This is a genomic window from Kitasatospora sp. NPDC023118 (assembly GCF_055560875.1).
The window spans coordinates 1-18,062 of record NZ_JBVHHW010000010.1; the positions used below are offsets into that span (position 1 = coordinate 1).

At 71.2% G+C, this 18,062-nt stretch carries 17 protein-coding genes and 1 riboswitch; of the genes, 11 read left to right on the top strand and 6 right to left on the bottom strand.

Going from position 1 to position 18,062, the window contains the following annotated elements:
* Window positions 1-259 precede the first annotated feature (259 nt).
* From ACZ3UD_RS14795 to ACZ3UD_RS14805, 3 genes are read right to left on the bottom strand one after another with little or no spacing between them, the layout of a single operon-like run.
* Window positions 260-1,336: a threonine aldolase family protein gene (locus ACZ3UD_RS14795; protein WP_465586973.1), complete on the bottom strand. Its 1,077-nt coding sequence runs from the start codon at window positions 1,334-1,336 to the stop codon at window positions 260-262.
* Window positions 1,333-2,091, bottom strand: a complete 759-nt coding sequence (locus ACZ3UD_RS14800; protein ID WP_465586346.1) for an SDR family NAD(P)-dependent oxidoreductase — start codon at window positions 2,089-2,091, stop codon at window positions 1,333-1,335. Before ACZ3UD_RS14800 ends, ACZ3UD_RS14795 begins: the two co-directional genes overlap by 4 nt.
* The gene (locus tag ACZ3UD_RS14805) at window positions 2,088-3,488 is read right to left on the bottom strand and encodes a DUF6421 family protein (RefSeq protein WP_465586349.1); all 1,401 of its coding nucleotides are present in this window, start codon (window positions 3,486-3,488) and stop codon (window positions 2,088-2,090) included. Before ACZ3UD_RS14805 ends, ACZ3UD_RS14800 begins: the two co-directional genes overlap by 4 nt.
* Before the next feature lie 609 nt (window positions 3,489-4,097).
* Between ACZ3UD_RS14805 and ACZ3UD_RS14810 the strand changes: the two genes are divergently transcribed.
* The 5 genes from ACZ3UD_RS14810 (at window position 4,098) to ACZ3UD_RS14830 (ending at window position 8,654) form a co-directional block, all read left to right on the top strand.
* A complete protein-coding gene (locus ACZ3UD_RS14810) occupies window positions 4,098-4,979 on the top strand; it encodes an ABC transporter substrate-binding protein (RefSeq protein ID WP_465586352.1) in 882 nt (293 codons plus the stop codon).
* A complete protein-coding gene (locus ACZ3UD_RS14815) occupies window positions 4,976-5,884 on the top strand; it encodes an amino acid ABC transporter permease (RefSeq protein ID WP_465586355.1) in 909 nt (302 codons plus the stop codon). The genes ACZ3UD_RS14810 and ACZ3UD_RS14815 overlap by 4 nt, the downstream gene beginning before the upstream one ends.
* Window positions 5,881-6,639 carry an amino acid ABC transporter ATP-binding protein gene (locus ACZ3UD_RS14820; protein WP_465586358.1) on the top strand — a complete coding sequence of 253 codons (759 nt, stop codon included), beginning with the start codon at window positions 5,881-5,883 and terminating at the stop codon, window positions 6,637-6,639. The genes ACZ3UD_RS14815 and ACZ3UD_RS14820 overlap by 4 nt, the downstream gene beginning before the upstream one ends.
* Window positions 6,640-6,942: 303 nt before the next feature.
* Window positions 6,943-7,515, top strand: a complete 573-nt coding sequence (locus ACZ3UD_RS14825) for a DUF5134 domain-containing protein (protein ID WP_465586361.1) — start codon at window positions 6,943-6,945, stop codon at window positions 7,513-7,515.
* Window positions 7,516-7,694: 179 nt separating this feature from the next.
* Complete coding sequence (locus tag ACZ3UD_RS14830; protein ID WP_465586362.1) at window positions 7,695-8,654, top strand: M56 family metallopeptidase; 960 nt, start codon at window positions 7,695-7,697, stop codon at window positions 8,652-8,654.
* Window positions 8,655-8,661: 7 nt separating this feature from the next.
* On the opposite strand, the gene ACZ3UD_RS14835 is transcribed toward ACZ3UD_RS14830, so the two are convergent.
* Entirely contained in the window at window positions 8,662-9,156 is a 495-nt protein-coding gene (locus tag ACZ3UD_RS14835; RefSeq protein WP_465586365.1) for a MarR family transcriptional regulator, read from the bottom strand.
* An 87-nt stretch (window positions 9,157-9,243) separates the two neighbouring features.
* Between ACZ3UD_RS14835 and ACZ3UD_RS14840 the strand changes: the two genes are divergently transcribed.
* Both ACZ3UD_RS14840 and ACZ3UD_RS14845 read left to right on the top strand, forming a co-directional pair.
* Complete coding sequence (locus ACZ3UD_RS14840) at window positions 9,244-10,755, top strand: MFS transporter (protein ID WP_465586368.1); 1,512 nt, start codon at window positions 9,244-9,246, stop codon at window positions 10,753-10,755.
* A 233-nt stretch (window positions 10,756-10,988) separates the two neighbouring features.
* Window positions 10,989-11,594 (top strand): TetR/AcrR family transcriptional regulator, encoded by a 606-nt coding sequence (locus ACZ3UD_RS14845; RefSeq protein ID WP_387615245.1) that lies wholly within the window; start codon window positions 10,989-10,991, stop codon window positions 11,592-11,594.
* Between the two features lie 78 nt (window positions 11,595-11,672).
* On the opposite strand, the gene ACZ3UD_RS14850 is transcribed toward ACZ3UD_RS14845, so the two are convergent.
* Complete coding sequence (locus ACZ3UD_RS14850) at window positions 11,673-12,539, bottom strand: helix-turn-helix domain-containing protein (RefSeq protein ID WP_355676238.1); 867 nt, start codon at window positions 12,537-12,539, stop codon at window positions 11,673-11,675.
* A 419-nt stretch (window positions 12,540-12,958) separates the two neighbouring features.
* On the opposite strand from ACZ3UD_RS14850, the gene ACZ3UD_RS14855 reads away from it, so the two are divergent.
* Window positions 12,959-13,498 (top strand): ATP-binding protein, encoded by a 540-nt coding sequence (locus ACZ3UD_RS14855; RefSeq protein WP_465586372.1) that lies wholly within the window; start codon window positions 12,959-12,961, stop codon window positions 13,496-13,498.
* A gap of 323 nt (window positions 13,499-13,821) precedes the next feature.
* On the opposite strand, the gene ACZ3UD_RS14860 is transcribed toward ACZ3UD_RS14855, so the two are convergent.
* A complete protein-coding gene (locus tag ACZ3UD_RS14860; protein ID WP_270141945.1) occupies window positions 13,822-14,085 on the bottom strand; it encodes a DUF397 domain-containing protein in 264 nt (87 codons plus the stop codon).
* A 557-nt stretch (window positions 14,086-14,642) separates the two neighbouring features.
* On the opposite strand from ACZ3UD_RS14860, the gene ACZ3UD_RS14865 reads away from it, so the two are divergent.
* The 3 genes from ACZ3UD_RS14865 (at window position 14,643) to ACZ3UD_RS14875 (ending at window position 18,007) form a co-directional block, all read left to right on the top strand.
* Window positions 14,643-15,593 (top strand): sirohydrochlorin chelatase family protein, encoded by a 951-nt coding sequence (locus tag ACZ3UD_RS14865; RefSeq protein WP_465586376.1) that lies wholly within the window; start codon window positions 14,643-14,645, stop codon window positions 15,591-15,593.
* A gap of 549 nt (window positions 15,594-16,142) precedes the next feature.
* A riboswitch (cyclic di-AMP (ydaO/yuaA leader) is annotated at window positions 16,143-16,313 on the top strand.
* The gene (locus ACZ3UD_RS14870; RefSeq protein ID WP_465586379.1) at window positions 16,300-17,559 is read left to right on the top strand and encodes a transglycosylase family protein; all 1,260 of its coding nucleotides are present in this window, start codon (window positions 16,300-16,302) and stop codon (window positions 17,557-17,559) included. (Overlaps the previous riboswitch by 14 nt.)
* Before the next feature lie 247 nt (window positions 17,560-17,806).
* A complete protein-coding gene (locus ACZ3UD_RS14875; RefSeq protein WP_465586382.1) occupies window positions 17,807-18,007 on the top strand; it encodes a hypothetical protein in 201 nt (66 codons plus the stop codon).
* The last annotated feature ends 55 nt before the right edge of the window (window positions 18,008-18,062 follow it).

Consider the following 18,062-nt stretch of genomic DNA (forward strand, 5'->3'; position numbering starts at 1 on the left):
CGCTGTTGAGTTCTCAAGGAACGGACGCTTCCTTCGGACCGCCTTCCAGCGGGCCCTCCGGGCGCTTCGTTCTTTCGTGTTTCCAGCTTATCAGACGTTTTCCGCTCCGTTTTCCGGAGTTTCATTCATCGGATTCGCTTTCCGCTTTGTCGCCCCGGTCTCCCGCGGCGACTCCGGAACTGTACGGGGACAGACCCGCCACATGCAAATCGTCCCGCCCTGCTGTCGCAGGACGGGACGATCCGCAGATGGAACACCGTCAGGCGCGGCCCATCTCCTCGGCGATGGCCGCCGCGAAGGCGTCGATGTCGGCCTCCGTGGTGTCGAAAGCACACATCCAGCGGACCTCGCCGGTGTGCTCGTTCCAGAAGTAGAAGCGGTAACGCTTCTGCAGCCGCTCGCTCACCTCGCGCGGGAGGATCGCGAACACCGCGTTCGCCTGCACCGGGCGAACGATCTCGACGCCGTCGATCTTCCGGACCGCCGCCTCCAGTCGGCTGGCCATCGCGTTGGCGTGACCGGCATTGCGCAGGTAGAGGTCGCCGGAGAGCAGCGCCTCGAACTGGACGGAGAGGAAGCGCATCTTCGAGGCGAGCTGCATCGAGGTCTTGCGCAGGTACTTGATGTTGCGCACCCGCTCCGGGTTGAGCACCACCACGACCTCGCCGAGCAGCAGGCCGTTCTTCGTCCCGCCGAAGGAGACCACGTCCACGCCCACGTCCGTGGTGAAGGCGCGCATCGGCAGGCCGAGCGAGGCGGCCGCGTTGGCCAGGCGGGAGCCGTCGACGTGGACGAGCATGCCCAGCTGGTGGGCGTGCTCGGTGATCGCGCGGATCTCGTCGGCGGTGTAGAGGGTGCCGAGCTCGGTGCTCTGGGTGATGGAGACCGCGAGCGGCTGGGCGCGGTGCTCGTCACCGAAGCCCCAGGCCTGCTGGTCGAGCAGCTCGGGGGTGAGCTTGCCGTCCGGGGTGGAGACGAGGTGCAGCTTGATGCCGCCCATCTTCTCCGGGGCGCCGCCCTCGTCCACGTGGATGTGGGCGGTCTCGGCGCAGACCACGGCGCCCCAGCGCGGCAGCAGCGCCTGGAGGGCGACCACGTTGGCACCGGTGCCGTTGAAGACGGGGTACGCCTCGGCCTTCTCGCCGAAGTGGCGGCGGAACACGTCCTGCAGGTGAGCCGTGTAGTCGTCCTCGCCGTAGGCGACCTGGTGGCCGCCGTTGGCGAGGGCGATCGCGGCGAGGATCTCGGGGTGCACGCCGGCGTAGTTGTCGCTGGCGAAGCCGCGGACGGCGGGGTCGTGTCGCCGTACCGCGTCCGTACTGGTGAGCTCGGTCATCGGGCTGTCAGCCACAGGTGCTGTCCGTTCAGTTCTGCTGCGGGGCGGTCCCAGAGGTCCGCCAGGTGTCCGGCGAGGTCGGCGGTGTCGGTGAAGCCGGCGAACTTCGCCTCCGGCTTCTCGGCCCGCATCTCAGGACTGACCAACGCCTTGATCACCAGGATGGCAGCCGCTGCGGTGGGCTCGCCGTCCGGGGAGGTGGTCTCCTTCTTGAAGGAGTCGGCCATGGCGAGGGTCCAGGCCTCGGTGGCGGCCTTGGCGGCCGCGTAGGCGGCGCCGCCCGCGGTGGGCTTGTGCGCGGCCGCGGCGGAGATCATCGCGTAGCGGCCGGCCGGGCTGCGGACCAGCGCGGGCTGGAAGGCCAGCGAGGTGTGCTGGAGGGTGCGCACGACGGTGTCGTGCAGGAAGTCCCAGTCGTCCAGGCGGGTGTCGAAGAAGGTCTTGCTGCCGCGCCAGCCGCCGACCAGGTGGAACAGACCGTCCACGTGGCCGTGCTCGGCCTCCAGGTGGTCGGCCCAGTCGTGGACCTCCTGCGGGTCGAGCAGGTCGATCACCTGGCCGCTGACCTTGGCTCCGCGCACCGCGATGCGGGTGGCGTCGAGCGCGGACTCCAGGCGCTGGGCGTCGATGTCCGCACCGATCACGGTGGCGCCGTCGGCGGCGAGGCGGCGCAGCACCGCCTGGCCGGCCGGGCCGCTGGCCCCGGCGACGGCGATGACCTTGCCGGCCAGCTTGGTGTCGGGGGTGGTGGTCACGCGGCAACTCCCTGGATACCTGCGCCGGTGATGCCGGCGGTGGCGGCGATGACGCCGCCGAGCTTCTTGGACAGGGCCTCGTAGAACATGCTCAGCGGGAACTCGTCCGGGAGCACGGCGTCGCACAGCGCCTTGTTGAGGGCCTTGCCGTCGATGATGTCGAGCGGCAGCGCCTCCGGGCCCTTGGCCCAGGTGGAGGCCGGGTGCGGGGTGAGGTAGCGGGAGACCAGCTGGTAGGCGGCGATCCAGTGGGCCGGCTTGGGCCGGTCGATGCCGTCGCGGTACAGGGTCTCGATCTCGCCGCAGAGCGCGTTGGTGACCTGCTGGGCGCGGTCCCAGTCGATGCTGAGGCGGTTGTCGCGCCAGCGCAGCGCGTCGTGCTTGTGCAGGTACGCGAAGAGCAGCTGGCCGCCGAGGCCGTCGTAGTTGCGCACGCGGTCGCCGCTGACCGGGAAGCGGAACAGGCGGTCGAACAGGATCGCGTACTGGACGTCGCGGGCGTGCGGGTTGCCCTCGGTCTCCAGCTTCACCGCCTCCTTGAAGGTGGTGAGGTCACAGCGGAGCTCCTCCAGGCCGTACATCCAGAACGGGCTGCGCTGCTTGATCATGAAGGGGTCGAACGGCAGGTCGCCGTGGCTGTGGGTGCGGTCGTGGACGAGGTCCCACAGGACGAAGGTCTCCTGCGCGCGATGCTGGTCCTCGAGCAGGCCCTCGGCGTCGGCGGGGATCTCCAGGCCGAGCTGCTGGACGGCACTGGTGGAGACGGCGCGGAAGCGGGCGGCCTCGCGGTCGCAGAAGATGCCGCCCCAGGTGAAACGTTCCGGCGCCTTGCGGACGGCGACCGTCTCGGGGAAGAGGACGGCGGAGTTGGTGTCGTAACCGGCCGTGAAGTCCGTGAAGGTGATCGGCACGAACATCGGGTTGTCGAAGCGGGTGCGCTCCAGCTCGGCCAGCCAGTCGGGCCACACGACCTGCAGCAGGACGGCTTCCAGGTTGCGGTTCGGGTTGCCGTTCTGGGTGTACATCGGGAAGACGACCAGGTGTTCCAGGCCGTCCTCGCGCTGGTCGGCGGGCTGGAAGGCGAGCAGCGAGTCCAGGAAGTCGGGCTCCCGGTAGCCGGTGTCGGCCCACTTGGCGAGGTCGGCGTCGACGGCGGCCAGGTAGGCGGCGTCGTGCGGGAACTTCGGGGCGAGCTCCTCGACGGCGGCCCGGACGGTGGCCACCAGGGGGTCGACGGTGTGCCGCTGGACGGAGGACAGGTCGATCGAGCCGTCCTTCGACTGCAGCGGGCGCAGCGTCTCGACGGCCTCCTTCAGGCGCAGCCACGCCGGGTGGGCGGCGAGGGTCGAGACCGGGGCGTCGGCCGCCGCAGCGAGCCTTGGCGAAAGATTCTGCATCGTGGACTCACTTCGACAGGAGTTATTTCAACGGGGACACCATAAGTACGAAAGGTTCTTCCGTTCAAGGGGGTCAAGACGGGCAAAGCTCCGGCGCGCCCCCGCTGTGGCCCGAAAACCTGCGCCGGGACGCGGCTTGTCCGGCATGTGGACGGTGATCTGGATGTCCTGGACAGATGCGCTGCTCTGATGCGAACCTCCCGGCATGTTCCCGGCGGTGATCACGGTGGCCGAACGCCACGACGGCCCGTTCCGGCTGCCCTCCTGTCGGCAGACCGGCTGTTGCTGCTGCCGCACGCACGGTCGCTGCGGTCGTGGTCGCTGCCGCTGTTGATCCACCTGTCGACCCGGCTGTCGCACCAGCTGTCGGCTCAGCCGCGTTGTTGACCCAGCCGCGTCGCTGATCCGCTCACCCTGTCGACCCGTCCGCGCTGTCGACCCGTCCGCGGAGACGGGCCCGTAGGCCGACCATGCCGCGGGTGTTCCGGCGCTGCCACCGGGGAAGTGACCCGCCGGGGCGCGGCACGCCCGGCCCGGGTCGCGCCGCCGTCCCCTCCGCCTACTCCCGTCCTGCCCGGTCCTGCCCCCTCCTTCCACTGGAGTGCTGCCATGAACCTCCGCAAGCCGTCCGCCGTACTGCCCCTCGCCGCTTTGGTGGTCGCCGCCGCGCTGACCGCGTGCGCGCCGCAGGACGCCAAGTCCGACGGGGCCGCCGCCTCGGGTGCGGCCGGCACCGCGGCGGGCTGCGCGCCGGGGGCGCTGGCGACGCGTACGGCCGGGAAGCTGACCGTCGGCACCGACAAGCCGGCCTACGACCCGTGGTTCTCCGAGGACAAGCCGGAGAACGGCAAGGGCTTCGAGTCAGCGGTGGCGTACGCCGTGGCGGACAAGCTGGGCTACCCGAAGGACAAGGTCAGCTGGGTGGTCGCGCCGTTCGGCAAGGCGACCGCGCCGAGCGCCAAGGACTTCGACTTCGACATCAACCAGGTGTCCATCAGCGACGAACGCAAGCAGGCGGTGGACTTCTCCTCCGGCTACTACGACGTGCGCCAGGCCGTCATCGCGCTGAAGAACTCCAAGGCGGCGAACGCGAAGAGCATCGCGGACCTGAAGGGCGCCAAGCTGGGCGCACAGGTCGGCACCACCAGCCTGGACACCATCACCAACACCATCAAGCCGAGCAGCCAGCCGGCCGTGTTCGACTCCAACGACCTGGCGAAGGCCGCGCTGAAGAACGGTCAGGTCGAGGCGCTGGTGGTGGACCTGCCGACGGCCTTCTACATCACCGGCGCCGAGGTGCCGGAGGCTCAGGTGGTCGGGCAGTTCGAGACGGCCTCGCAGGCTGAGCAGTTCGGCCTGGTGCTGGACAAGGGTTCCAGGCTGACCGCCTGCGTGTCCCAGGCGGTGGACGCGCTGCGGGCGGACGGGACGCTGGCGAAGCTGGAGAAGCAGTGGCTGTCGGACGCCGTCTCGGCACCGGTGCTCAAGTGAGTGGGAACGCCGGGCCGGCCGGACCGGTCAGCGTCACCGCGGCCCCGGCGGCGGACGACGCGTACCGGCCGTCACAGCGGCGGCTGGCGCACGAGGCGTACCGGCGCGGACGGGCCCGGCGCTCGGCGCTGATCGCCACCGCCTCGACCCTGCTGACGGCGGTCGCGCTGTACCTGCTGATCGTCAACTCCCCAGGCTGGGAGGTGACTCGGCGGACCTTCTTCAACCTGGACTACGCGCGGCAGGCGCTACCGGAGGTGCTGAAGGGGCTGCGGCTCAACCTGGAGCTGATGCTCGGCTGCGGGGTGCTGATCCTGGTGTTCGGCCTGCTGCTGGCGGTACTGCGGACGCTGCGCGGGCCGGTGTTCCTGCCGGTGCGGCTGCTGGCCACCGCGTACGTGGACTTCTTCCTCGGGCTGCCGATGATCATCTGCCTGCTGGTGATGATCACCGGGGTGCCGGCGCTGCGGCTCACCGGGGTGACCACCGATCCGCTGCTGCTCGGCGGGGCTGCGCTGGTGCTGACGTACTCGGCGTACGTCTCGGAGGTGTTCCGCTCGGGCATCGAGTCGGTGCACCCGAGCCAGCGGGCGGCGGCGCGGTCGCTGGGGCTGACCAACGCCCAGGCGATGCGGTACGTCGTGCTGCCGCAGGCGGTACGGCGGGTGGTGCCGCCGCTGCTCAACAACCTGGTCAGCCTGCAGAAGGACACCGGGCTGGTCTCGATCGGCGGCGCGATCGACGCGGTGTACGCGGCGAAGATCATCGCGGCGCACTCGTTCAACTTCACGCCGTACCTGGTGGCGGGGCTGGTGTTCATCGTGCTGACCATTCCGCTGACCCGGTTCGCCGACTGGCTGACCACCCGGATGAACCGTCGGCAGTTGCAGGGAGGTTCGGTATGAGTGGCGCTGAGGTGCTCCGGCTGGAGTCGGTGCGCAAGACCTTCGGCGGCCAGGTGGTGCTGCGCGATGTGGACCTGGCCGTGCCCGAACACTCGGTGACGGCGTTGATCGGGGCGTCCGGCTCCGGGAAGTCGACGCTGATGCGGTGCGTCAACCTGCTGGAGGGGATCGACGACGGGGCGGTCTTCCTGGACGGCGAGGAGATCACCGACCCGCGCGCGGACGAGGACGCCGTACGGCGCCGGATCGGAGTGGTGTTCCAGTCGTACAACCTGTTCCCGCACATGACGGTGCTGGAGAACATCACGCTCGCACCGCGCCGGGTGCACCGGGTCGGACGGGCGGAGGCCGAGGCGAGGGCGCTGGAGCTGCTGGACCGGCTCGGGCTGGCGGCGAAGGCGAAGGAGTACCCGGACCGGCTCTCCGGCGGACAGCAGCAACGGGTCGCCATCGTGCGGGCGCTGGCGGCCGGGCCCCGGCTGCTGCTGCTCGACGAGATCTCCGCGGCGCTCGACCCGGTGCTGGTCGGTGAGGTGCTGTCGGTGGTGCGGGACCTCAAGGAGCAGGGGATGACGATGGTCCTCTCCACCCATGAGATGGGCTTCGCACGGGAGGTCGCCGACCAGGTCTGCTTCCTGGACGGCGGGGTGGTGCTCGAACAGGGGCCGCCGGAGCAGGTGTTCGGCGATCCGCGGGAGGAGCGGACCCGGCAGTTCCTCAGCCGGGTGGTCGCCTCGGGGCGGCTTCAGGGCTGAGCTGCCCGGCGGCCCCGGTGGAACGGGACGGGACGGGTCGGGTGCGGCGCAGCGGGGTGCGTGGGGAGGGCCGCACCACGGTGGGCACCACAGTGCGCCCCCGAACGCGCCCTGGTCGCGCCGGGGGCGGAGCGGTGATCGTGGACGGGACGACCGTCGCTGCGGACGGGTGTCGGCGGGCGGATGACAGCGAACAGCTGACGGACAACGGATGACGACTAACAGATTTCGTTAGCTGTCATCTGTCAGCTGTCATCTGTTCGCCGTCCGCTGTTCGCCGCCCGCCGCCCCGGGAGGCTGCCGTTGCACGGACCCACCCTGGTCAACTGGCTCCTCGCCCTGCTCACCGCCACCGCCGGCGGCTACTGCCTGACCCGCCTTCGACACTCCCCCTGCGCCCCGGTCGGCGCCCCCGGCCCGGGCCCCGCCCGCCGGCTGCTCGCCCGGGAGTCCGACGCCGCCGAGGCACTGATGGGGCTCGGCATGGCGGCGATGGCCGTCACGGGCGCCACCGTCCCGGCCGGCGTCTGGGCCGGCCTGTTCGGCCTCCCCGCCGCCGTCTTCCTGCTCGCCGCCCTGTACGCCCCCACCGGCCGGGCACACCGGCTGCACCACGCGGTCGGCGCGCTCGCCATGACGTACATGGCCCTGGCGATGACCGCCTCCGCCGGCGGACACCACCACCACGCCGCCACTCTCGGCGCGCCACTGCTGACCGGCGCCCTGCTGCTCTACTTCGGCGGGTACTCCCTCTGGGCCGGCGCCCGGCTGCTGCGCACCCCCGCCGGCACCCTCACCCTCGGCACCGCCGGCCTGCCGCAGGCCTGCCGACTCACCATGGGCATCGGCATGTTCGCCATGCTCCTGACCATGTGACGCCCGCCCCGACACCCGCGAGACGCCCTTCCCGCCCGACCCGGACACCGCCCAAGCGCCGCACCCACGCGTGGCGTTGGTCACTGGCCGGCCGAAAGCCGTTCCACCGGGCGTCGCCAGCGCATAGGTTGGCGGGGAGCGCATTGTCGCGTTCCCTGCGCACTCGGGGAGCCCTTGGGATGACCACCCTGATCGGCCTGCTGCTGCTCGGACTGCTGCTCTCGACCGTCGCGCCCCGCCGGCTGGCCCGGGCCCGCTGGGTGGAGCGCGAACCCGTGCTGGCGCTGCTGGTGTGGCAGTGCCTGGTGGTGGCCGTGCTGCTGTGCTGCGCACTAGGTCTGGTCCTCGCCGCCTCCGCCGCCATGCCCGAGCTGCGCGCCCTGGTGTTCGCAGGCGCCCCGCACGGCGTGGAGGCCGCGTACGGCCTGCAGGACGCCGAGGGCTGGGGCCGGCTTTGCGCCGTGGTGCTGGCGGCCGGCGCCCTGCAGACGGTGCTGGCGCTCACCCGCGAAGCCCGTACGGCCAAGGCGCTGCGCGACCGTCGACACGCCCAACTGACGACCCGCGCACCGGAGTTGCCCGAGGCGATCGCAGCCGCCCGGAGCCGTCGGGAGCGACTGGTGGTGTTGGAGAACGTTCGCCCCGAAGCCTGGTCGCTGCCCGGACCGGACTCCCGCCTGGTGGTCACCACCGGCGCCCTCCAGCAGCTCACCGACCGGGAGCTGGCGGCCGTGCTGAGCCATGAGCGCGGCCACGTCCGGGCCCGGCACCACCTGCTCCAGCAGTTCGCCCAGGCGCTCGCCTCCGGCTTCCCCGGCGTCGGCGTGTTCAGCGCCTTCCGGGACCAGGTGGCGGAGCTGATCGAGCTGGCGGCCGACGACCGCGCCGCGCGACGTCACGGCCGGCACACCACCGCCCTCGCGCTGGCCGAACTCAACCTGGACCGCGGGGTGTTCGGCTCCTGCCCGCCCGGCCTGGCGCAGTCCCCGAAGCGGGTCGACCGGCTGCTCGCGGGCCGCCCGCGGCTGTCCGTCCCGCACCGGCTGCGGCTCACCCTGTTCGCCCTCGCCGCGCCCGCCGCGGCCGTCCTGCTGGCCGTCGCCCCCGGGCTCAACTCCCTGCTCCGATCGATGGGTTGACGCCGAGTCAGCTTGCCGAGGGTTCCACACCCAACGAGCCTCCCCCGGGGTCAGCCGCGGCAGGCTCCCCACAGACCGGCCCGAGCGGCCCGCCGAGGGTCAGTCCGAGCACCTCGCGGTGGAGCGGCCTGGCCTGCTCGTAGCGCTCCCGTCCGGCCTCGGTCAGGGTCAGCATGATGGCCCGCCGGTCGCTCTCGCACATGGCCCGGGTGACCAGTCCACTCTTCTCCAGCCGGGCGATCAGCCGGGACAACGCGCTCTGGCTCAGATGGACGGTGGGCGCCAGCTCGGCCACCCGCAGCGCGTGGCGACCCTCCGCCTCACACCCCTCCACCAGGCGTTCCAGCACCTCGAACTCACTCATGCCCAGCCCGTACTTGTCGCCCAGCTCGCGGTCGAGCAGGCAGGCGGTGGCGGCATGGCGGGCCAGCAGCTCGCGCCATTCCGCGACGAGGCCGGCCTCCGCCGGCGAATCGAGCACTCGGGGGTCGAGTTCAGCCACGCCGCCACCCTAGCACGCGCATCGGAAACTTATGCGTTCACATCTTATTCACTTGCATTGAATGCATGTGCATGTACTGTCCTCCTCATGACCACCGAGACCGTCACGTCACCCGACGCCCCGTCAACCAGCGGGCTGAACTGGACACCCCGCCTCTGGGGCACCCTGATCGTGCTCTGCGCCGCCATGTTCCTGGACGCCCTGGACGTCTCGATGGTGGGCGTCGCCCTCCCCTCCATCGGCTCCGAGCTCCACCTCTCGACCTCCACCCTGCAGTGGGTGGTCTCCGGCTACGTGCTCGGCTACGGCGGCCTGCTGCTGCTCGGCGGACGCGCCGCCGACCTGCTCGGCCGGCGCCGGGTCTTCCTGGTCGCCCTGTCCGCCTTCGCCGCCGCCTCGCTGGTCGGCGGCCTGGTCGACGACGGCGGCCTGCTGATCGCGGCCCGCTTCCTCAAGGGCGTCAGCGCCGCCTTCACCGCCCCGGCCGGCCTCTCGATCATCACCACGACCTTCGCCGAGGGCCCGGCCCGCAACCGGGCGCTGTCCATCTACACCACCTGCGGGGCCAGCGGCTTCTCCCTCGGCCTGGTGCTGAGCGGCCTGCTCACCTCGGTCGGCTGGCGCTGGACCTTCCTGATGCCCGTCCCGGTCGCGCTGCTCGCCCTGGCGTTCGCCGTCCGCCTGCTTCCCCGCCAGACCGAGGAGCCCGCCAAGGGCGGCTACGACGTGCTCGGCGCGATCACCGGCACCACGACCGTCCTGCTGCTGGTGTTCACCGTCACCGAGGCCCAGGGCGCCGGCTGGCTGAGCCTGCGCACCCTCGGCTCGATGGCTGTGGTGATCGCGCTGGCCGCCGTCTTCCTGCTGATCGAGAGCCGTACCGCCCACCCGCTGGTCCGGCTGGGCATCTTCCGCAACGGCTCCGTCGCCCGGGCCAACGTGGTCGCCTTCGCGATGACCGGCGCGTACGGCGGCTTCCAGTTCGTCGTGACCCTCTACCTGCAGCACCTGCTCGGCTGGTCGGCCCTGCAGATGGCCCTGGGACTGCTGCCGGCCGGCGCGTTCATCGCGCTCTCGGCGCCGTTCATGGGCCCGATCGTGGACCGCTTCGGCACCGGCCGGCTACTGCCGATCGGCCTGCTGGCTCTTGTCGCCGCCTTCGCCCTGTTCCTGCGCCTGGACGAGCACAGCTCCTACCCGGTCCTGGTGCTGCCCTCGATGCTGCTGCTCGGCGTGGGTTTCGCGCTCGCCTTCCCCTCGGTGAACATCGCCGCCACCAACGGCGTGGCCGACGAGGAGCAGGGCCTGGCCTCGGGCCTGGTGAACACCGCGATCCAGGTCGGCACCGCCGTGGTGCTGGCCGGGGCGACCGCGATGATCACGGCAGGCAGCGCGGGCGGCGACAGCCCGCAGGCCCAGCTGGACGGCTACCGGCCGGCGCTCGTCTTCGTCACCGCGGTCGCGCTGGTCGGCCTGCTGGTCGCCGCGGTGGGCGCCCTGGTGGACCGGCGCCGGACAACTCCCGTGTCGGTTCCGGATTATGATTATCCGCCTGTCGGGCCGACCACGGCCCGGACCGGAGTCCTGACCGAGCACTGACCCGCACTGGCCCTCGCCCACGACCGACCCCTGGTCGTCGGCTGCTGGCGCCGGCTCCACCAAACCCCCGTGCTGGTGGAGCCGGCCGTCTTCGTACCCGGCCGCGCGGGCAGCACCCGTCGGGGCACGGGTTCCACGGCGCGGCTGCCGGCTCCGCAAGTATATTGACTGGGAGCCAACGAACGTTCGGAGCAGACACGATGGCACCTCGCGGGGATTCGGTCAATGAGGAGATGCGGCAACGCTCCCGCCGACGCATCATGCGGGCCACCGTCGAGCTGGTCGACCAGCGCGGTTACGCGGGCACCACGCTGACCGACATCGCCGAGCGGGCCGGGCTCGCCCGCGGCCTGCTCTCGTACTACTTCGACGGCAAACGGCTGCTGATGCAGTCCGCGACGCACCGGATGATGCACCAGGCGCTGTCCGGCGCACTGGCCGAACTGCCGCCGGACGCCTCGCCCGAGGCCCGGCTGGCCCGCGCCATCGACGCCGTCCTCGCGCTGGCACTGGACCACCCGCGGGTGATGCGCTCGCACCTGGCACTGATCCTCGACCCGGACACCGGCGCCTTCGTCCAGGACCCGGAGCAGCAGCAGCTCGGCGCCATCCTCCAGGGCCTGCTGCACGACTGGGGCGCGCCGGACCCGGCGGCCGAGCACGCGGTGCTGCGCAGCGCGCTGATGGGCGGCTGCATCGGCGTGCTGCTGCCGGGCGCGGAGATCCCGCTGGCACCGATCCGGGCCGACCTGTTCCGCCGCTACGACCTGCCCTGGGAGCTGGGCTGCCCGCCGCAGGCGCTGCCGCCGGAACGCGAACGGCCGCCGGCCCGCGGCTGACGGCGGGTGGGCGGCTGGGCGGTCACTCGGCTTGCGACCTGCTGCGGTGGGGCCTGAGCGGCCCCGCCGGGCAGGAACTCAGCGTTCCTTCAGGATCGAGGCCAGCAGGTCTATGGTGCGCTCGGGCGTGAGGCTGTCCACGCAGAGCCGTTCCATGACCTGGATGTAGGCGTCGACGTCGTCCCGCTTGTCCAGGTAGAGCGCGCTGGTGAGCTGCTCCAGGTAGACCACGTCCGCGAGGTCCTGCTCCGGGAAGCGCAGGATGGTGAACGCGCCGGACTCACCGGCGTGCGCGCCGAAGCGGAACGGCATGACCTGGATCACCACGTTGGCCTGCTCGGCGACGTCGATCAGGTACTGCACCTGACCGCGCATCACCTTGGGCCCGCCGACCGGCCGGCGCAGCGCCGCCTCGTCGATCACCGCCCACAGGCGCGGGTTGGCGCCCTCGGTCAGCAGCTTCTGGCGGCGCAGACGGAGGCTGACCCGCCGCTCGACCTCCTCCTCGCTGATGACCGGCCGACTCTGGCCGAAAACCGCCCGTGCGTACTCCTCGGACTGCAGCAGTCCGGGGATGAACTGCACCTCGTAGGTGCGGATCAGCTGGGCGGCCTCCTCCAGTCCCACGTAGGTCTGGAACCAGCCCGGCAGCACGTCGTTGAAGCTGTGCCACCAGCCGGACTTGTTGGCCTCGCGGACCAGCCCGAGCAGGGCCTCCCGCTCCAGGCCGTCATCCACGCCGTACAGGCTGAGCAGGTCGGCGACGTCGCGCTCCTTGAAGCTGACGCGGCCGAGCTCCATGCGGCTGATCTTGGACTCGGAGGCGCGGATCGCGTAGCCCGCGTCCTCACGGGTGATGCCGCGCGCCTCGCGCAAGCGGCGCAGTTGGGAGCCGAGGAGGATCCGGCGGACCATCGAGCCGCCGCCCGGCTGAACTGTGGTCATGCGGTCGAAACCTCCACCTAGAGCAAACAGCGCACAGTCTGCCATCAGTTGAGCGCTCACGGTGCCGATACTGACGGATGTTCCTATCAGTTCTGCACTCCGCACACCAGGATGCACGTGCATCCGGCGCTTGCATATGCCAATAGTGCGACTGCACGTGAATCGACTCTTGCATCTGCAGTGAGCGCACACCACCATGGTGCACGTGCACCTGCACATCCCTGGCAATCCCGCGGGCTCCGCGTCGACCCCACGCGCGACTCCGTGCACCGACCCGGCGGCGCCCCCCCGCGCCATCGGGCGTTCGAGTGCGCGCGCGCCTGGTCGAGGGGGCGGCCGAGCGGCCGAGCGAGTCGGAGGTGACCGGCATGACCCCGGCGGGTCCAGCCGTGTCCGCCCCGTTATGGGAGGAGCTCTTCATGAGCACCGGTACGGCTTTGGCGGTTGACCCCCATGTGGTCACCTGTACGCTCGCTCCTCGCTTCGAAGCCGTGAGAACCGCGCGCGACTTCGCCCGGACCGCTCTTCAGCGCTGGGGCCTGATGGAGCTGTTCGACGATGTCGCGCTGGTGGCCTCGGAACTCGTGACCAACGCGCTCCGGCATGCGATCGGCACACGGCCCGACCCGTCGGGCGGCTGCCCGGGCGAGTACGACTTTCCCATACAGCCGACCAAGGAGGGACGGCTGCCGATCCGAATAAGCCTGGTGCACCGCGCACCCCAGGTGGTCTGCGCGGTGAGCGATCCGAGCAGCATCGGACCGATCGCCCGGGAGGCGGACTTCGTCGCCGAATCCGGCCGGGGGCTGCACCTGGTGGAGTCGTTCAGCCGCTCCTGGGGCTGGCACCCGCTGGGCAGCGGCAAGGTGGTCTGGGCCATGTTCGAGGCGGAGCCGGCCCACGGCGGCGGACTCGACGGACGTGTCGAAATCGGTGGACGGCACCGGCGCTCGGCCTAGCGCCGTGCGGCGCGCGGCCGGCTTGGGGACGACCCGGGAGAGCCACACCCGGGACCCTTCCGCCAGCCCCTCAGACCCTTCGACGCCGGACCGCCTCCGGCACCGGCACCCCGCGCCGGGCACTCCGACCCGTGCGCTACGCGCCCGGCCCTGCGCGCCACAGGACCCGGCCCGCGCGCTGGAGACCCCGGCCCGCGCGTTACAGGCCCCGGCCAGGCACGACCCGGCCCGGCCCCACCCGCGGGAACGCCCGCGGAGAAAAGACAAAGGCCGTCGTGGTGTCAGCACCCACGACGGCCCCCCGATGGTGAAGCGGCGACCGGTCAGACCGCCAGGTGGTCGAACTCCCCGTCCTTGGCCCCCAGCAGCAGGGCGGCGATCTCGGCCCGGGTGTAGATGAGCGCCGGACCGTCCGGGAAGCGCGAGTTGCGCATCGCCACGTCGCCGCCGGGCAGGGCCGCGAACTCGACGCAGTTGCCCTGGGAGTTGCTGTGCCGGCTCTTCTGCCAGACCACCCCCTTGAGGTCGGCGGCGGCCATCCCGTTGTAGGTGTGGTTCGAGCCGTGCGTGTCCTGCGAGTCGTGCATAGAAGTCTCCCGAAGAGCTCCGGAGTTGTCGTCCAGCGCGGCGCCCCGGCACCGTCGAACGAACGGACCGGCCCCGTACCGGTCCGGCACAACGCCTCACTTGACGCGATGATAGCCGCAGTGCACGTGCATCAGCACGGGACATTGCAGGTGCACGAGGCCTTTTGCCGGCGGCCTCGAACTCTTCACGGACCCTTCTCCTGACGGTACGTAAACGGACATAGCCAACTGAATCGACGAGCTTTCGATAACCGGCCGTGAGCAGCCCCCCGCTGAATGTTGATCTTCGAATGCCGGGAGTCGCGCCGCCGTGACGCTCCGTCAGGCCACCCTCCGACTGTGAGACATCTCACGCGCCACAGGTGCAACGCGACGCCCCACGGGACACGTCGAGGCAACCACGGGCATCCACGCAGGGGTTGGGCGAGGAATGTCCGGATTGTAGGTAAACCGCCCGGACCGGGACGGCGGAGACACGACCTTCGCACCGTGACCACCCGAAACCCGTACGGCAGCCGACTGCAGGCCTGGCGGGCCGATGTCCTACGATCTCCGGCATGAGCACCGCAGCCATCCCGGGCGCGCCACTGCCCGTCCGCACTCCAGGCTCCCGTGCGCGGGGGCGCCACCGCCGTCCCGAGCGCCCCGAGATCCGCACCGGCTCGCCGGCCCTGGTGCTCGCCGTACCCGCGACCGCCGGGCCCGAGTCCCGCTCGGTCGTCGAGGAACTGCTCTCGATCGTCCGTAGCGAGCACGCCGGCGTCCAGGCCGCGGTCGGCTACCTCCCGACCGGCGGCGCCGAGGGCGAGGCCGGGGACGACCGCACCGTCGCCGAGCTGCTGGCCGAGGCCGCCGAGGCCGGCCTGGCGGCGCCGGTCGTGGTGCCGCTGGTGCCCGGGCCGCACGACTTCCTGACCGGGCTTCACGCCCTCGCCGCCGAGTACGGCGCGACCGTCACCGACACGTTGGGCCCGCACCCGCTGCTGGCCGAGGCCGTGCACGTGCGGCTGTCCGAGGCCGGGCTGGCCAGGGCCGACCGGGCCCGGCTGTTCGCCATCGCGACCGCCGCGGACGGCGTGGTCCTGACCACCGTCGGCGGCGAGGACGCGGCCGCCGCGGCCGGCATCACCGGCGTGCTGCTGGCCGCCCGACTGGCCGTCCCGGTCGTCGCCGCGGCGCTCGACGTCCCCGGCTCGGTGGCCGACGCCGTCAACCACCTCAAGGAGACCGGCTCCCAGCGCCCGGCGCTGGCCCCGCTGGTGATCGGGCCCGAGGCCGACTCGGAGCTGCTCGCCACGGCCGCCGAGGAGACCGGCTGCCCGTCGGCCGCGCCGCTCGGCGCCTACCCGACCGTCGGCCAGCTGATCGCCTCCACCTACCTGGCTGCGCTGCCGACGCCGACGCCGGAGGAGCTGGCCCGGGCCGAAGCGGAGGCCGCGGCCGCCGCCGGGGCCGAGGAGGGCTCCCGCGGCGCCCACGCGGCCGCCCAGGGGCCCGTGGAGGCCTAGCGGACGGCCTGCGACCGCCGTCCCGCATTCCCGCGTCCGAGGGCCCGGAACGACTGTGTTCCGGGCCCTTCGGCTTGCGCCGGCCCGCCCTGCGGCTCGCCCTTTCCGCCGCTCCTCCACCCACCCTCGTCCGCCTCCGGCTCGCCCTGCACCTTGTCCAGGTACGGGAATTACAGGAGTTACGGGAGTTTTGGGAGTTACAGGAGAGATGGAGCGCAATGTCCGTTCTGTCACTTTTTGAAGGGAAATGCCGGGCGTGCATTCCGGCGCTCGACTCGTGACCACTCCCCCGGCGCGACCGCCGCGCCGCTGCGCGCCTCTACACTCCGTCACCCCACTTCTGAAGCGGAGACAATTGCGGGAATCCACAGCCGCATTGCCGAAAAACGATCATTTACGATCATGATTCGTGTCCAATTCGGCAGTTTCCACTAAACCGTGATGCGCGTCACAGATATTTGCAGTTTGAACTTAAGTCTGCTTAACGTGCTCCCCGTTCGTGACCACACGGACCCAGTTCATCCGCAACGCCGAGTCCTGCCGTCGGATGTCCTGGCAGCGCGAAAACGCACCACGGCAGGAGCGGGGGAACCACAGGTAAGTCGCCCCGGGCCGCTCCTCGGAACGGTCCAGGGCTAGGGGTGAAGCCGCGTCCACAGCGCGGCCGGGCAACTCCAGCCCGAATCCGACAGCTCACCTCGCAGGCGTGGGAGAGGACCGCGTCTTCATGCTGCCCACCAACGGCACCCGCCTGTCCGGCCGTACCCGTCGCGTGATCGCCGCCATCGGCGTCGCGGGCGTCGGTCTCACCATCCCGTGCCTCACCACCGGCACCGCCAACGCCGCCCCCGTCGCCACCTGGGACAAGGTCGCCCAGTGCGAGAGCAGCGGCAACTGGAGCATCAACACCGGCAACGGCTTCTACGGCGGCCTGCAGTTCACCTCCAGCACCTGGGCCGCCTTCGGCGGTACCGCGTACGCCCCGCAGGCCAACCAGGCCACCAAGGACCAGCAGATCGCCATCGCCGAGAAGGTCCTCGCCTCGCAGGGCCCGGGCGCCTGGCCCGTTTGCTCGGTCCAGGCCGGCCTGACCAAGGGCGGCGCCCCGGCCGCCGTCGACACCTCCGCCGGCACGGCCGCCAAGCCCGCGCAGAACCAGGCCCCGGCCGCGGCGCCCGCCAAGCCGGCCGCGCCCGCCCAGGAGCAGGCGCAGTCCTCCACCAGCTCCGCTAAGAGTGACTGGGCGCAGAAGCGCCAGGCCCAGGCCGGGAGCGGCGACTACACCGTCGTCGAGGGCGACTGGCTCTCCTCGATCGCCGAGAAGAACAACGTCCAGGGCGGCTGGCAGCACCTGTACGACCTCAACCGCGCCACCCTGACCGAGGGCCCGGACACCATCTACCCGGGCCAGCACCTGACCTTCGGTGACGGCGACAAGGCCCAGGCCGACAAGTCCTCCTCGTCCACCTCCGGCTCCGACTTCGGCTGGTTCAACCGCTCCCAGAAGGCCGGCCAGGCCGCGAACGGCGGTGCCGTGAACGCCAAGCCGACCGCTCAGACCCAGGCCTCGAAGCCGGCTGCCAAGCCGGCTGCCCAGGCCGCCACCGGCAGCCTGGCCGCCGCGGTGTCCTTCGCCGAGTCCAAGGTCGGCCAGGCCTACGTCTACGGCGGCACCGGCAACGGCGGCTGGGACTGCTCCGGCCTGACCCAGGCCGCGCTGCGCGCCGCGGGCATCAACATCCCGCGCGTCGCCGCCGACCAGGCCGCCGCCAGCACCCACGTCTCGCTGGACAGCCTGCAGCCGGGCGACCTGCTGTTCTGGTCGAACAACGGCCAGAACTCCGGCGTGTACCACGTCGCGATCTACATCGGCGGCGGCAAGTACGTCGAGGCGGCCAACCCGAGCTCGGGCGTGCGCGAGCAGACCATCGCCAACTGGGCCCCGGACTTCGCCGGCCGGGTCTGAACAACGACCCACGGGCCCACACGCCCACAACCCACGGGCCCACAGCTGACGGACAACAGATAACAGCTGACAGGTAACAGATTTCAGATAACAGATTTCAACATCTGTCAGCCGTCATCCGAACGCTGACCACCCGCCACCCCCAGGGAGAGTCTGGTCGCTCCTCCCCGGGGGTTCCGGCGTATTCGCATGGTGAAACCCCGCCCCGACCGACATACTCCTGCTCTGCACCCGAGGAGGAGTCACCATGGCCCAGGTCACCATCACGCTCGACGCGAACCTCGCGATAGACGCGATGTTGCTCTCCGGCACCAAAAGCCCGCAGGACGCGGTCGAACTGATCCTGCGTGACTACCTGGCCCGCGGCCGCCGCACCGAGACCCGGACCGGCGACGCGGCCGACGGCCACCGGCTCACCGCCGACCGCCCCGCCGTCCAGGATGGCTGACCGAACAGCACGGTCGAGCAACCGCACGCCGACGGGCCCCGGAGAGCAACCGCCC